This window comes from Thalassospira sp. GB04J01, assembly GCF_000751115.1.
In the GTDB taxonomy this organism is placed as follows: Bacteria; Pseudomonadota; Alphaproteobacteria; order Rhodospirillales; family Thalassospiraceae; genus Thalassospira; species Thalassospira lucentensis.
Genome location: NZ_CCDX020000018.1, coordinates 1 through 15,107, shown reverse-complemented (window position 1 = coordinate 15,107; position 15,107 = coordinate 1). Strand labels below are relative to the sequence as shown.

Sequence of the window (15,107 nt, the reverse complement as noted above, 5' to 3'; positions counted from 1 at the left end):
AGGCCCCTGTTCGCAGAAAGAACAATAAACCTCTTGCCAACCCCGATGTTTGACCGTATTTTCCGCGCCACAAAATGAATCGTGCTGGCGTAGCTCAGCTGGTAGAGCAACGCATTCGTAATGCGTAGGCCGTAGGTTCGAATCCTATCGCCAGCACCATTTTGCACCTCACAAAACCCCGTTGGGCTTTATCGCCCTTCGGGGTTTTGTGTGTCTTAGTTCATATTGCAAACAGCTAAACTTTTCACACAACCCCACCGAGAAACGTCAATTTGCACGGAACCGTTTAAATCCTTGCAGATCATGGAAGACAGTCTGGGCGACCGTACTGACCCGATCATGTCGCCTTCTGCAAGGGCAACACTCAATGGTCACACTCAATGGCCACACTGGGGATGCGTGCATGACAGACAGTCAAAAGCCCACGGCTCAACCAACCGACAAAACCACCGACCAAGGCACGCCCTATGCGAGCTTACCGCCCGAACATCAGGATGCGCTTGATGTGATGGCGGCATTGTGCCGTGAATACGGGCTTGAGGAGCTGGCACCGGGGCTTTTGCACAGCAGTTCGCTTTTTCCCAGCCCGACAAGCCCGGCCAGCAGCAGCACCCCGCAAGACACCGGCCCAGAGGTTCACGACCCCATATATGGATTTGGCGCGGAACCGCAAGAAACCGCCTTTTCGATCATTCAGAAATTCCTGTTTGATCGCGATCCAAATGCGCCAGATGCCCGCCCAAATCAAGCCGGACTTGACGGGCACATCCCCGACCCGGCCAGCGTTCTGGCCAAATCCATGCAGTCATCCCCCCAAACCCGTGCAGATCAGCAAAAGGGACCTGATATGACCCAGTCTTCCGAGGCCTCAAGCACCCCTTCCTATGACAGTGCGGCCGCACAGTGGCGCCTGATCACCACCCGCCCGGACGGCAGTGAAACCGATCTTGCCGGGGCGGTGATCAGCGATGACATGTTCCGCACCGCCATGCCGCAGCTTCAAGGCAAGGACAGTCAGGATGCGGATGTTCCCGACTGGACAATTGATCTTGCGCAATGCCTGCCGCTGGCGGCCGGGCGCACCAGCGCGCAAACCGCCATCAGTGCCAAACTGGTTGCACTCGACACGCCAGCACTTCTTGGGGGCTGGTGCCTGAGTGTTGGGGCGAATGCCGGTACAAATGCCGGTACAAGTGCAGGTGTTCAATCCGAACTGGAAATTGCCGTGCCCAAGACATCGCCGTCGCAGTTGCGGGCCTTGTTGTTTGATACGACAGTGACCGATCAGGCGCAGGAGCCCTATTCGGAAATGGCGACCTATGGCGGGGGTTCTTATGCGCTTCATCTTGAGCAAACGATTGGCGATGTTCCGAGCGGCACGACGCCGAACCTTGCGCTGATCCGCCTGATTTTTGCCGATCGTCCTGCGGTTCCAGCACAGTTGGAATATGTCGGCACCTTGCCCAGCCCGACCTTGCGCGGGACCATTCCGATATCGCCGACCCATGCCATTCCGTTCTGGATGCAAATCACCCCGCCCAGCGAAGGTGACAAGGGGGCGGGCCTCGTGATCCTTGTGCAATATGATCAGGAAGTCAGTTTCAATGTCACAGCCCAATTGCTGACATCGAGCAAATCATGCACGCCAACGGCGATTTTAAATTGCAGCGGGCAAAGCGATAACAGTGCGTGCCGTGCGGCGAGCATGATCGCCAATGCCAATGGGCGCCTTGAAACCACGCTGACCGGGCTTGCCACCGCCCCGACCCCAGACGAATTGGCGGGATATGGGTTTTGCCTGGACGATGGCACGTCAGACACGTCCAAGGCGGCCCCGGTTGTGGCCCCGGCTGTCGCATCCAATGCCAAGCCCGCCCCGTCAGCCGCCAAAACCCCGCCTTCTGGTGACGATCAAAGCCCCCCAACGCCAACCAAAGACACCCCGGACAATGGCGATAGCAAGAGTAATGATGATGGCAAAGACCAACCGTCCGGCCCGAAATCGGGCGGCGGGGGTGGTGCCAAAAACACGCAAGGCGGAACGGGGAAATCAGCCAGTTCAAGCACGACCAACAAGGGAGGTTCCTGATGTCGGGTCCGGGACAGTCAGGCATTGATACCGCCAGCAGCCGCAAGGATGCGGTCAGAAAGGCGTTCAATCAGGAATATATGGCCACCCAGCAGGCGATGTCGCAGGCTGCTGAACGCGCACGCACGCAGGTTCTGGATCAGCGCTACACCATCAGTTCACATGCGCAGGATGTGAAGGCCGGTGCCACCGCGCCGCAGCCGCCATTGGGGACGCAACAGGGGGCGCAAACTGGTACGCAAGCCGCCCCGGCAGGCAACCAGCAGGCAAAGCCACAGCCACAAGGCGCGCCCTACATGGGCTCCAGCCCGGCCGGTGGCGGTGCCCATCAGGTGATGTTCGATATTGCCAACGAAATCCGCAATATCATCAACAAGGAAGTCGACCAGCGCATGCAGATCCTTGCCGCCCGGGTTGAAGCCGCGATTTTGCAATCCCTGCCGACGGAAACAGCCGACAACACGGATGCAGATCAGGCCGCAGACGCGCCAAAAGGGGCAAAACGCACCGCTGCCACCAAGGCAGGCACATCAAAGAAAACCGACTCTCAAGATAGTACGGTGTCCTCAGCGTCAGACAATCCGCCCTAACAGAACGGATCGGCCCAAGGGCCAAGACCGTGGTTATTGGTGATCGTGCAGCTCACTGAGATACGGAAAACCGCTGTCTCCCGAGACCATCACTTCAGGATTTTGGCCGCCACACCAGACCAGATCCAAGATTGCGTCCCACGAATTCCAGCATTGATCCACCCCCGTCCCACGCGGGCCGGGGACACTTTGACGAGCACAGACTTACAACCATTGATTGCAGTAAATACTTTTATTCACAATCACTCGAATAGTACGTCATACTAGTTACTGCAAAACTTAATCAGCCTAAGGTTGCAATCTGTCAACTGGAGGGATCCATAGTGCAGAACGAAAAGAATACCCAACAGGACGAGGTGAACTTCACAGAGGCAGAATTGCGGTTTGCCCGCAGCCTTGAAGATACCTTAAATCAGGCTCTGGGCGACGGCGACAATGTCACGTCAATCTGGTCACGGTTAAAACCCGAACAACGTGTGCGGGTTGCCGAGGGATATCTTTCACAACTCACCCCGGCAGACCCGCAGGATGGCAGCGCCATCGACGACGCGCGACAAAGCGAGGCGACGCCCGACTTCAGCGCATCCGCCGCACAGGCACAAACTGCGTCATCGGCCGCGTCACAAACTGCATCACCGCCGCTCAATGGTACGCAAAACCGCCAGGGCCCGCCGCCCGGCTACCCAGCAGATTTTAATCCGCTTGCCGGTTTCCCGGGGCTGGAGCCATCACGCTCCGGGCCCAGTCCGGAAGACATCATCGCAAGCGCCCTTCCGGGCTATCAGGGCGGATCACAGATAAGCCCGCTTGACGCCCTTCGGGGGTTGTTGCCCGGCGGCTTTGACTATCCGGCCATGCCGACCCCTGCACCGGGCATGCCCGGACCACATTCCCCCCAGCCACATCATACCGATCCAACCCCGGTGCCGGAAACCGTCCCGGCAATTGATCCGGAACTGGGTCCGGCCGCGCCGAATTTCTGGCCGCTGTGGATTGATCAGCAGGATGTTCTGCTTAAACAGTGCCTGAAACTGATGTCGGGGAATATGGATGATGCGCAGGATGCGCTGTCCGAGGCGATGGTCAAGGCATCGACCAAGTTCGAAGCCTCGATGGATGAAATCCGCAATCACCGCGCCTGGCTTTCGCGGATTGTCCATAACGCCTGTATTGATTTGCATCGGCAAAACCGGCGCAAGGCGGAATACAAGGAAGAAACCCACGGCGGTGCGGATGTTCCGGTATCCCCGATCAGCCCGCCGGTTATTCCAAGCCCGGAAGAATCGTTTTTAACCAACGAAAAGCTCGACCAGCTCGAAACTGTCCTCTGTGCCCTTCCTGAAAAACTGCGCAAGCCGCTTTTGATGCGCTGCGTTCAGGACCGCAGTTATGACGACATCGCGGTCGCCCTGGGCCTAAGCAATTGCGCCGTGCGCAAACGTGTCCAACTGGCACGCGACCACCTGAAGGACGCCGACATTCAATAGTTGGCAAATAAATGAAAAAGACGCGTCACAACCCCAAACACCCAGCGTCTTTAGATTGAAAACGGGACGGCGAAACCCCGTCAGGATCACAACCGCAAGCAGTCCACAGCACACCTACACGAAGGAGACTTTACAATGGCGATTCCGACCCCGGTAAATGGTCAGATCACTGATGCAGTCACCCAGACAAATGTGAAAGTTTTGGGCGACGCCCCGGCAATGGCAATGGGCTCGATTTTTCAGTCCCTCGCACATTCCACCGGCATCCTCTATGAAAACGCCGTCAGCGCACAGCAGCAGATCGGCATCACCTCGCAGGCCGCGACCAATCAGGGCGTCATCCAGATCTATTCGGTCGATACGATGGCAGACTCTGTGGCAACCTCGAAAATTGCCAAAAGCGACGTGCCCGACAATATGCTGTCACTTCTGACCGCACTTCAAGCCACCAAAGGCTGATCCCGTTTACCTGTCAAACACATGGCAGGCTGGTCCCGCTCCGGATCTTCTGACACACGGGTCACCATCAAATCGGGCGGTCGTTTCCATCAGCGACCGCCCGATTTTACGTGGATCGCGCCCCCAATTTGCGGTCCGCAAGTTTTTGCACAAGTTCCGTCACAACCGATCTGGCCCCCCGTCATCTGACTGATCCCGCAAACCACGCGGAAAAGGGCCGGATTCCGGCACTTCTTTAGGCAACCAGGAGATACACAATGGCTGATAACACTCCGGTCAATGGCATGATCACGGATGCAGTAACCCAAGCCAACGTAAAGGTTTTGGGTGATGCTCCTGCCATGGCCATGGGCTCGCTGTACCAGTCGCTGGCGCATTCGCACGGCATTCTCTATGAGAACGCCGTCAGCACCCAGCAGCAGGTCGGCATCTCTTCACAGGCCGCAACCAACCAGGGCGTCATTCAGGTCTATTCGGTCGATACCATGGCCGGTGCCGTTGCCACCTCCAAACTCGCAAACAGCGATGTGCCCGACAACATGCTTTCTTTGTTGTCGGCTCTTAAAGCAACGACCGGAACGTCCGTGTCGTAACACCAGATTGGTTTCGCCGCCGAACCGGCCCGGCATGCAGTCGCTTGCCGGGCTTTTTCCATCACAAAAGTCGCTGGCGCACGTCATACCGATAAGTCCCCATTTCGCCAGCCAAGGAGACGGACATGCCGGCACCATCGGGAACCCCCCCACAAGACGGCACGCAAGCAGATCAAAGCCAATCCAGCCCGCCACAACAGCCGCAACAGTCCTGGTACGTCGCAGAACATCCCCCCTGTCAGGTGTCCAGTCAGGTCACCGACAGCGTTGCGATGACCAATGTCGCGACCATTGGTGTCGGGCCAAGTTATGCCGCCCTTCAATCCATGCTGGGCCAGTCGCAATCACAAAGTGTCTTGATGGCCAATATGGTTTCCGCCCAAAGGCAAAATGCGATGGTTGGCATGACCACCATGACCAAGGGCATCGAACAGATCATGAATCGCCGCAACCAATAAGGATCAAAGCGATGAGCAATTCCCATGAAGTTGATGAGCAAATCACCGACAGCGTGACACAGACAAACACCACCGTCATTGGCAATGGCCCGGCAATGGGGACCATGCAGTCCTATCTATCCCAAGCACAGGCGCAGGGCATTCTGTTTGCCAATATGGTTAACGAACAGCAACAACTGGCCGTGGCAAGCCTTGCCACCACCATGGAATGCGCGAAATCGACCCTGTCGGTTCAGGACAACAAACCAAATTTTTTTACGGCGGCTCCTTTGAATGTGCGTCAGCCTACCAATCCAGCGCAGAAGGATCCGAATCACAATCCGACGTAAATGACGGCGACGCTGCCCCCGAAGCCCCGCCCGACGACGACCCACCATGGTGGGAACAACTTGATGAACGCTTTGTGGGCAAACGCACTGAAACCGCCGATGACCTAACCAACGAGAACAACGCCCCCGGCGTATCCTGACGACGGAGCATAAACCATGAACGATATCGTCAATCCACAAGTCACAGATGCGGTCACCCAGACCAACGTGAAAGTTCTGGGCGAAAGTCCGGCACAGGCGGTGTCGATGGCCTTGCAATCGCATTCCCATGCCACCGGACTTGCCATGGAAAATGCCACATTGGTTCAGGGCAACATGCAACAGGTCGTCAATACATCGACATCGAAACTGGTCGCCTTGATCACGGCACAAGCGGGATAGCCGACAATCGGCAAACGATCTGGCGAAATTTGATCACAATTCTTCTCATCATGCGTCAAAAGGTGTGCGGTCAGACAGACCGCTTATTCGGAGGATACAATGGCTATTCCAACCCCGGTGAACGGTCAGATTACCGATGCAGTTACGCAAACTTCGGTAAGCGTTCTTGGATCCGCACCCGCCAATGCGATGGGCTCGATCTATCAAAGTGCGGCGCACTCGACATCCATCCTGTTCCAGAACGCGGTGCAGGCCCAGCAGCAATCATCGATCTGCTCGCAGGCCGCCACCAACCAGGGTGTCATGCAGCTTTACTCGGTCAATACCATGGCCGGTGCAATGGCAACGAACAAAGTGTCAAATTCCGACAACAGCAATACGCTTTTGACACTCCTGATCATTTTGGCAGCAACCCGCCGCTAGGCACATGACATGACCCGTCCGATCCATCATCGGACCATGGTCACTTAAACTGAGGGCGTGCAGATGGCAGACAACACCCCCGTAAATTCACAAATCACGGATGCCGTGACACAAACCAACGTCAAGGTTCTTGGCGAAGCGCCTGCCCAGGCGATGGGGCTTGTGTATCAAACCATGGCGCATTCCATCAGTCTTTCGATGCAAAATGCCATGCAGACCCAAGGTGGCCTGCAGCAGATCGGCAATGCCGTAACGTCGAGCGCATGTAAGATGATCCTTGATACATCTGGCGGCGGCATGGGCGGCGGAGGCAACAAAAACCAGTGATTTCTGAGTGGTCATTCGATGGGCCATGATGATGTGCCCCAACAGCATTGAACAAACACGCAAAACACCCGTCAAAGCAAATGAGGTCCTTCATGGCAGACGATGACACCCCCCCAAAGCCAGCCAGCACTGAACCCAAGGGCGCAGATGATCCGACCACGCCTGATGCCGCAGACAACAAGGATGCCAAAGATACCAAGGATGCAAGTGGCGGGAGCACCGGTGCCCCGGATACCACCACAGCATCGGGCGGCGATGCGTCAGACAAGGACACGCCGTCCTCGGACAGCCCGCCTGCCGCACCTAGTACGCCCCCGCTCAGCACGGCATTGAACCCGCAAATCGTTCAGGCGGTTGGCACAACCAACCATGCGGTTCTAAACGGGGCCATCCCGGGTGCCAATGGTGTTGCTTATCAAAAGGTGGCGCAGGCAGCTGCCTATGCAGTGCAAGATTCAACCGATTACATGCGCAGCATCATGTCGATGGCATCGGCGACAACCGGTGTCGCCATGCAAAAGATGCTGGCAACCAAAGAAGTTCAGCCTTACAGCGACATCATCGAAGCCGCATCCAAAGCCGTCACCGACGCGCAGAAAACATTTACAAGCGTTGGGACGTCGGCAAGTAGTGTTGTGAAGGATTTTGACAGTATGGCGTGACGGCATTTGCCGTCTGCTATCTGCTATCTGGCAGATGCCAGCAGTGTCTTGAATGCTGAGCGGCTGGGAATTACCCAGCGCGCATCAGTTCAAGACGATGGCAGGCCTCGGAGAAGTCAGGGGCAAACAGCTTGACGCTAACCCCGGTCCCTTGCAGCTCATAGGCCCCCATTTCCACGGTCGGACAGGAAATGAAACTGGCGACGGTCTGGCTGACCAGAACGCGCTTGCCCAGTTGCTTGGTCAATTGTTCAATGCGGGCGGCTTCGTTTGCGGCCTGACCCACCACGGTGAAATCGACCCGCTCGGGAACCCCGACATTGCCATAAATGACATCCCCGACATGCATCCCCAGCCCATAATCAAACGGCGGTTTGCCGGATTCTTCGCGCGTGGCGTTGAGCTGATCGATGTTAAGCTGTGCCTCGGCAGCGGCATAAAGGGCAGAAACGCAGGCGGTTTCGACATTGTTTTCATTTTCGTCAATCGGGAAAATTGCCAGTGTCGCATCGCCGATATAGCGCAGAACCTGGCCGCCGTGTTTCAACACCGCCCCGGCGGTTGCCGAAAAGAAATCATTCATTTCGCCAAGGAACGCATCATCACCAACATGGGTTGCAACCGATGATGAGTTACGCATGTCCGAGAACCAGATCACCGCACGGGTTTTGGTGCTGTCGCCCAATTTGATCTGCCCGTTGCGCACGCGACCACCAGCATCCGATCCCAAATAGGTCTCAAGGATGGTTTTGGTTTCTTCGTGGTTGATGCGCATTTTGCACGACACGGCAAAACGGCGCTGAATGCCCGACAGCGTTGCAAGGTCTTCGTCGGAAAAACCACTGGGGCGGCGCGTCATATAGGTCATGAAAATGCGGTTACTGCCCAGCGTGCTGTCACGGTCGGTGACAAAGGGCGTCATCAACGCATAATAATCTGTGCCGCGATTGCGGCGGAAACTTTCAAGGATCGGGAAATCAAGAACCGCGCCCGGCCCGATCAAATGGCGACGCATGAAACTGACATCTGAATCCGACATCCATTTAAGCGGACTGTCGGCCCAATCGGGATCATCATCACGCACCCCCATATGGGTCGAACGTTCAATCGAACCGCTGTCCTTTGACCAGACATAAGAAACCCCTTCGTAAAGGGGGTGCAGGGTTTTGAACGCCACCATCACACGGTCGATGGGAATACCGGCGGCCACCAGTCGATGCACCATGCCATTGAGGATCTCTGAAATGTCGGTATCTTCGAGCGCGCATTCCATCACCCAGTCGTTGACAGACCGAACAAATCCGCGCGCGGCCTGCGCCGAATTGGTGCCGGGTAAAGATGTCACCACCGATGAAGATGCATTTTTGTCGCTCATTGCCTGCTCCGCAGATTTCGTGCCTTAATTATCGCATTGCCTAGATAGAACAGCAACGCAATTTCGCAATTGCGAATTGGGAAACAGTCTCTTTCCCGCCAGACAAATGACCATCAGTCATCAATTGTGCAAGTTCGAATTTTAAAAAAACTGTAACATGCTGAATTCAGGAGATAATGTTTACAGCTTTGCGGGTGGAAGATAGATACGGGCCAGTAATCCACCCTGCGGGGCATCTTCAAGATATATTTCGCCGCCATGGGCCCGAATGGCCGTGCGCGCGATGGCCATCCCAAGGCCAATTCCCCCGGTATCGCGATTGCGCGACTCTTCTAACCGGAAGAACGGTTCAAACACCTGTTCGCGTTGATCAATTGGAATGCCCGGCCCATCGTCAGATATTTCGATCCATAGGCCGTCATCATCGGCATCCTGTATGGCGACTTCGACCGTGGCACCATATTCAAGCGCGTTGGATACCAGATTGCCAAAGGCACGTTTTATCGATAGCGGACGGCATGGGTAAACGCGCGGGGTGACCTCGCCGGAAAATGCGATGGGACGCCCGGTTTCGGCCAAATCTTCGACCGCGGATTCAACCAGTGCGGCGATATCGATTTTGCGGGTTGCCTCATTGGCGGTTTCTTCGCGCGCAAAGGTCATCGCGGCTTCGACCATCTGTTCCATTTCGTTGAGGGTTTCAATGATCCGTGCGCGGTTTTCCGGGTCTTCGACAAATTCGGCGCGCAATCGCAAGGATGTTATCGGCGTGCGCAAATCATGCGAAATCGCTGCCAGCATTCTGGTGCGGTCTTCGACAAACCGTTTTAAACGCGCTGTCATGCGGTTAAACGCCTTGGCCGCACGGCGAATTTCAAGCGGTCCGGTTTCTGGCACCGGTTCGGGATAATCACCCCGCCCGACCCGGTCAGCCGCCCGAGTCAACACCGCCCATGACCGCGAAATACGCCGGGCCAGGAAGAATGTGATGATCCCGATGACAAGGGCCGACATCACAACCCGGATCACATTATCAAAGACAAACCGTGGCGGCGGTGTCACCCCGCCAATCATCGCTTCGAGCCAGATGTTGGGCTGGCCATCGTCCGTGATCTTATCGGGTAAAGTTGAAAAGATCGGCACGGCAAGCTGCATCACCGGTGCGCCATGACAATCAAACCGGTCAAGATACCGCAATGCCCATGGGGCAATGTTTTTGCCATGCGCGCGTTGATCACTTTGCTTTAAATCCGGTTTATCGCTTCGGCGCTTTTTCTCAATCGCTTCTTCGAAAATATCGTGCACGCCCCTATGGGGGGAGACATCCTTTTTGCCCGGCATTTCACTGTCGGAGAACTTTTCCTCGCGCACGTCACGCAGACGATGCTTTTCCGCCCAACAGGCATCTTCGGACAGAATATCAACATTCGCCTGTACGTCGGGTGACGTTGCCAAAAAAGCATTCAGACGTTCGGTCAATCCCTGAGATACCAGATCATCCGAGTTCACGACGTCTGATGTTAAAACCAGACGCAGACGGGTTTGAGGCGATTGCGCCACACGCAACACATCCGGCCAGTTTTCCGACGGTGTTGTGGTTAAAATGCGCGAAAGTGCCGACACACGCAGAAGCGCATTGCCCCGTCGTTCGGAGGCAACCGCATCGCGGCGTTCCTCGGCCAGCATGATCCCCAAAACCACATGGGTCAGAATGATCGCGCCCAGCAGCAGAAACACCAGTTGCCCGGTCAGGGTTCTGGGCCAAAGGCGCGTGATCAGGCGGCGGGTCATATCTTTGTCACCTCGCAGGTGAACATATATCCCCCACCCCAGACGGTTTTAATCAAGGTCGGGTTTTTCGCATCAATTTCGATTTTCTTGCGCAATCGGCTGACCTGATTATCAATGCTGCGGTCAAACGGAATGGCATCGCGCCCGCGCGTCAGATCAAGGAGCTGATCACGGTTCAAAACCATGTTGGGATGTTCGACAAAGGCGCATAGCAAACCGTATTCCCCGGCACTGAGCGGTAAGACAACATCGGTGTCATCGCGCAATTCATGACGGGTCCGATCCAGCACCCAGCGATCAAAGCCAATCTCACCAACTGGCGATGGTCCCTTGCGCCCGACGGGCAGGCTTTGGGCACGGCGCATCACGGCCTTGATCCGGGCGAGAAGTTCACGCGGGTTAAATGGTTTGGCCAGATAGTCATCGGCCCCCATTTCCAACCCAATGATCCGGTCGGTTTCTTCGCCAAGGGCGGTCAGCATAACAACCGGCACATCATGATTTTCGCGCAGCCAGCGACACAGGCTGAGCCCGTCTTCGCCGGGCATCATCAGATCAAGCACGATCAGATCAGGATGCAGGTTATCGCCCATCAAGCGGCGCAATTCGCGGCCATCCGATGCCAGTGTGACACGGTATTCATGTTGGCGCAGATACCGCCCAAGCAAATCGCGGATATCGCGGTGGTCATCAACAACAAGAATGTGGGGCTGGTCGCTCATATATCGCTGCCAATCATTAATCGTTAAGCCCCCTAACCTATCGCGTTGGCGAACACAGCTGAAACCTCAATTTGTATCAAATTGTCGCATTTGGCCGTTTTGATAATTGTTGCGACCAATTTCCCCTGTTTGCGGGATCATTTCGCGACAAACAGACGTCATAACAGACCTCGACAAACGTTACCCCCACCCAAACGAGGTTTCCGATGAAACGCAAAACATCCCTTAAAATCGCCGCTGCCCTGATTGCTTCAACTTTGATCGCAATGCCGATTGCCTCGGCCTATGCCGGTAGTGATGGTCATCATGGCGGCAGAATGCTTGAGCAAGGCCAATTCAAGGAATTTGGTTTTGATGGTGCGCACCGTGACCATGACAAGCGCGGCATGTTTGGCAAACAGCACCGCGAACGTGCAACCCCGCTTAGCGTTGACGAGGCCCGCATTCTTGTTGATGCGATGCTTTTGCGGTCCGGTGGTGACGACCTTAAAATCGGTGACGCGCTTCTGTCCGACGAGCCCGGTAAAATCGATGTTTTGCTGGTGAATGGTGCGGGCGATCTGGTCGACGTTATCACGTTTGACGCCAAAAAAGGACGCCTTGATCACGGTGAGCGCCGGTCGCTTCGCAAACTGATGCCGCGCCCGGACAAAGAGGCACGTTTTGACCGTTCGTTTAACGACGCGCAGATGAATACGCTGGCACAGGCAATGGTGATCCGGTTTGGCCAGGGGGAGCTTAAACTTGGCAAGATCGCCGAGACCGATCGTGGCACCTACGTCGCGACGGTGACCAACAAGGCGGGCGATATTGTCCGCGAAATGGAACTGAGCCGTGTGACCGGACGTCCGATCAGTTAACGGCTTAGATCGCCCCCAACCCAAGGTTCGGGGACTTTTTCCCAACCGATACCCCGAACCTATCCCCGACGCCCCTGAGGCTCCCCCCTCAGGGGCGTTTTTATGTGTTGCGTATTGATGCCACTGGTCATGAGGCAATCATGCGCCAATCATGAAAAGGATATTTGTATGTCTGAATTATTTCGATTTGACCGTTTGCACTGCCCACATCATGCTGACCGACCTTTTCACCATAAAGACCGCCGCACACCATGACACAGTTGCCATCCAGTCCCGTCCTGAAACCCAGTCCGCGGGTTGCAACCCAAGCCGACATCCCCGCACTTAGCAAACTGTGGCAGGATACCGGGCTGTATCGCCCGTATAATCCGCCGGAATGGGATGTACGTTTTGCCCTGTCGTCGGGCGAAGCAACCTTGTTTGTCTGGGAAGATAACAGCGATAACATCGTTGGATCGGTGATGGCCGGTCATGATGGGCATCGTGGCTGGATTTACTATCTGGCGGTGTCGCCCATCGCACAAAAAACCGGCCTTGGCCGGACCTTGATGGACATCGGGGAAGGCTGGCTGCGCGATCAGGGGGTTTGGCGGATGCAGTTGATGGTGCGGTCGGAAAACGTGGCAACACAGGATTTCTATCGCCATTTGGGCTATCGCGCGTTGGATGTCACGGTCATGCAAAAAGACATCGCGACACCGCCCGCCGAGCGCTGATTACATCGTACCGGCAATGGTCGATGCCGCATTCTGATCATCAGGGCTGGGTTCTCGCTGGCCGATGATGGCCTGTGACACATGGGAAATTCGCCGCGACCGTTCATACAGCCGGTTGATCCGTTCGACCATGGCGACCTCGATCCGGTAACGGCGAATATCGATATCACGCGGGCCGATTTCGTCACTGACCTTGCGCAAGGTAGCGTCCATCTTGGCCGCGAATTCCGCCTTGCGATCAAGCACACGCTGTGCGGCTTGCGCATCCTCGCTTGAAAAAGCCGTCATTGCCTGTTTCAACGACTCTTCGGCGATTTCGTAAAGCTCTGCCATTTTGTGCAGGCTTTCTTCGGATGGCATATGGCGCAGATCAAACCATTCACCAACCAGTCTGACCATTTCCTCGCTAACCAGATCACCGATTGCCTCAAGATGGTTGCTGACCGCCAGTTCGTTTTGCAGACGATTAATATCGTTTGGCAACAGTTCAGTACGGCGCATTTTACCGGCAAACATGGCAATGGCGTCCTGTAGACTATCGACCCCGTCATCGAGTTCGGCAATCGTCACCAGACGGGCACGGGTCGGCAGGCGCAGGTTTTCCTGCCCACGCCGAACAACATCAATCACGATATCGCCCATATGCATGACCTCGTTGCGCAGTAAGGTCATCGCGGCCGCCGGGGCGTCATCCATGTTATGGATGACATATTTTGGTTCCGGGCTCAGGCGTGGCTCGATATCCTTTTCCAACGGAACCAGTTTTTCAATCATACGCGCCATTAACGGCACAAAGCCGATCATCAAAATGACATTGGCGATGTTAAAGATGCTGTGCGCATTGGCGATTTCGCGTGCGATGTCCGCATTGCCAATATCGCCCCCCATGGTCACACCGCGAACGACGCCGGCCAGAAGATCGATAAATGGCAACCAGATGACAACACCGATAACGTTAAACAGGATATGACCAACCGCGGTACGGACCCCGTCGCGGTTCTTGCCAATCGCCCCCAAAAGGGCGGTAACGCAGGTGCCGATATTCGCCCCGAAAATCAAGGCGATCCCCCCTTCAAGCGACACCAGCCCCTGCCCGGCCAGCACAATCACAATCCCCATTGTCGCGGCACTTGATTGCACCAGTGCCGTAAAGGCCGCCGCAACCAGTATGGCCATGAACGGATTGCTCATTTCGCCCATCAGGGAAAGAAAAGGCTGGAAACTGCGCAGCGGCTCCATTGCCTGACTCATCATGCCCATGCCGAAAAACAGCAACCCCAGGCCAAGCACGGCCTTGCCGATCAGCGTAAAACGTTTGCGGTCGGCCAGCATGGTCATGGCTAAACCGATGGCAATGAAAAGCGGCGCGATCGCCTCGATCCGAAAGGCAATGATCTGCGCGGTCAGGGTGCTGCCCATATTTGCCCCCATGATCACCGCAATCGCCTGGGCAAAAGGCATCAGCCCAGCCGAGACAAAGCCAACCACCAGCACTGTGGTGACACTGGACGACTGAACCAGGCCGGTAATGACCGCACCGGAAAGTGCCGCCCATATACGGTTGCGCGTCATGTTCGACAGAATACGACGCAGGCGCGCACCAGCCAGCGTCTTAAGCGCGCTGGCAAGGTGATCCATCCCATAAAGAAAAAGCGCAAGCCCGCCGACCAACCCTATCAGCATCGCCCCGGTCTGAAGGGGGATGGCGTCTTCTCCAGCCATCGCAGGACCGGCAAGAAAGACCAGTAATAACGTGCCAGAAATAGCAACTTTAAAAATTGGCAGCATGGCACACACAGACAAGGTAATCGGTTGAAACCAGACGAACCATACAGCAGATTAGGG

General features: G+C 55.8%; 17 protein-coding genes and 1 tRNA gene. 14 read left to right on the top strand and 4 right to left on the bottom strand.

The window, feature by feature from the left end; genetic code table 11:
* Nucleotides 1–83: 83 nt before the first annotated feature.
* From AMM48_RS18740 to AMM48_RS18685, 12 genes are all read left to right on the top strand, one after another.
* Nucleotides 84–159, top strand: a tRNA-Thr gene (locus tag AMM48_RS18740).
* A gap of 244 nt (nt 160–403) precedes the next feature.
* Nucleotides 404–2,089 carry a hypothetical protein gene (locus AMM48_RS18735; protein ID WP_102785318.1) on the top strand — a complete coding sequence of 562 codons (1,686 nt, stop codon included), beginning with the start codon at nt 404–406 and terminating at the stop codon, nt 2,087–2,089.
* Nucleotides 2,089–2,679, top strand: a complete 591-nt coding sequence (locus AMM48_RS18730; RefSeq protein ID WP_102785317.1) for a hypothetical protein — start codon at nt 2,089–2,091, stop codon at nt 2,677–2,679. Before AMM48_RS18735 ends, AMM48_RS18730 begins: the two co-directional genes overlap by 1 nt.
* A 323-nt stretch (nt 2,680–3,002) precedes the next feature.
* Nucleotides 3,003–4,166: an RNA polymerase sigma factor gene (locus tag AMM48_RS18725; RefSeq protein ID WP_102785316.1), complete on the top strand. Its 1,164-nt coding sequence runs from the start codon at nt 3,003–3,005 to the stop codon at nt 4,164–4,166.
* A gap of 135 nt (nt 4,167–4,301) precedes the next feature.
* Entirely contained in the window at nt 4,302–4,625 is a 324-nt protein-coding gene (locus AMM48_RS18720; protein WP_022730202.1) for a RebB family R body protein, read from the top strand.
* 257 nt (nt 4,626–4,882) lie between these two features.
* A complete protein-coding gene (locus AMM48_RS18715) occupies nt 4,883–5,218 on the top strand; it encodes a RebB family R body protein (RefSeq protein WP_101304412.1) in 336 nt (111 codons plus the stop codon).
* Between the two features lie 125 nt (nt 5,219–5,343).
* A complete protein-coding gene (locus tag AMM48_RS18710) occupies nt 5,344–5,676 on the top strand; it encodes a RebB family R body protein (RefSeq protein ID WP_102785315.1) in 333 nt (110 codons plus the stop codon).
* 11 nt (nt 5,677–5,687) lie between these two features.
* Nucleotides 5,688–6,005: a RebB family R body protein gene (locus AMM48_RS18705; protein ID WP_022730199.1), complete on the top strand. Its 318-nt coding sequence runs from the start codon at nt 5,688–5,690 to the stop codon at nt 6,003–6,005.
* 156 nt (nt 6,006–6,161) lie between these two features.
* Nucleotides 6,162–6,386, top strand: coding sequence for a RebB family R body protein (locus AMM48_RS18700; RefSeq protein ID WP_022730198.1), 225 nt, complete (start codon nt 6,162–6,164; stop codon nt 6,384–6,386).
* Nucleotides 6,387–6,485: 99 nt separating this feature from the next.
* Entirely contained in the window at nt 6,486–6,809 is a 324-nt protein-coding gene (locus tag AMM48_RS18695; RefSeq protein WP_022730197.1) for a RebB family R body protein, read from the top strand.
* Nucleotides 6,810–6,872: 63 nt separating this feature from the next.
* The gene (locus AMM48_RS18690) at nt 6,873–7,136 is read left to right on the top strand and encodes a RebB family R body protein (protein WP_022730196.1); all 264 of its coding nucleotides are present in this window, start codon (nt 6,873–6,875) and stop codon (nt 7,134–7,136) included.
* Nucleotides 7,137–7,228: 92 nt separating this feature from the next.
* The gene (locus AMM48_RS18685) at nt 7,229–7,798 is read left to right on the top strand and encodes a hypothetical protein (protein ID WP_244271305.1); all 570 of its coding nucleotides are present in this window, start codon (nt 7,229–7,231) and stop codon (nt 7,796–7,798) included.
* Between the two features lie 70 nt (nt 7,799–7,868).
* Here the strand turns inward: AMM48_RS18685 and AMM48_RS18680 are convergent, their stop codons facing one another.
* From AMM48_RS18680 to AMM48_RS18670, 3 genes are all read right to left on the bottom strand, one after another.
* Entirely contained in the window at nt 7,869–9,173 is a 1,305-nt protein-coding gene (locus AMM48_RS18680) for an adenylate/guanylate cyclase domain-containing protein (protein ID WP_102785314.1), read from the bottom strand.
* A 180-nt stretch (nt 9,174–9,353) separates the two neighbouring features.
* Complete coding sequence (locus AMM48_RS18675) at nt 9,354–10,964, bottom strand: ATP-binding protein (RefSeq protein ID WP_102785313.1); 1,611 nt, start codon at nt 10,962–10,964, stop codon at nt 9,354–9,356.
* On the bottom strand, nt 10,961–11,686 hold the full coding sequence (locus AMM48_RS18670) for a response regulator (RefSeq protein ID WP_022730192.1): 726 nt from the start codon (nt 11,684–11,686) through the stop codon (nt 10,961–10,963). The genes AMM48_RS18675 and AMM48_RS18670 overlap by 4 nt, the downstream gene beginning before the upstream one ends.
* 206 nt (nt 11,687–11,892) lie before the next feature.
* Between AMM48_RS18670 and AMM48_RS18665 the strand changes: the two genes are divergently transcribed.
* On the top strand, nt 11,893–12,546 hold the full coding sequence (locus AMM48_RS18665) for a hypothetical protein (protein ID WP_102785312.1): 654 nt from the start codon (nt 11,893–11,895) through the stop codon (nt 12,544–12,546).
* A 251-nt stretch (nt 12,547–12,797) separates the two neighbouring features.
* Nucleotides 12,798–13,262: a GNAT family acetyltransferase gene (locus tag AMM48_RS18660; RefSeq protein ID WP_102785311.1), complete on the top strand. Its 465-nt coding sequence runs from the start codon at nt 12,798–12,800 to the stop codon at nt 13,260–13,262.
* Here AMM48_RS18660 and AMM48_RS18655 read toward each other — a convergent pair whose 3' ends face one another.
* Nucleotides 13,263–15,050, bottom strand: a complete 1,788-nt coding sequence (locus AMM48_RS18655; protein WP_102785310.1) for a Na/Pi cotransporter family protein — start codon at nt 15,048–15,050, stop codon at nt 13,263–13,265. It lies immediately after the preceding gene.
* Nucleotides 15,051–15,107: the final 57 nt, after the last annotated feature.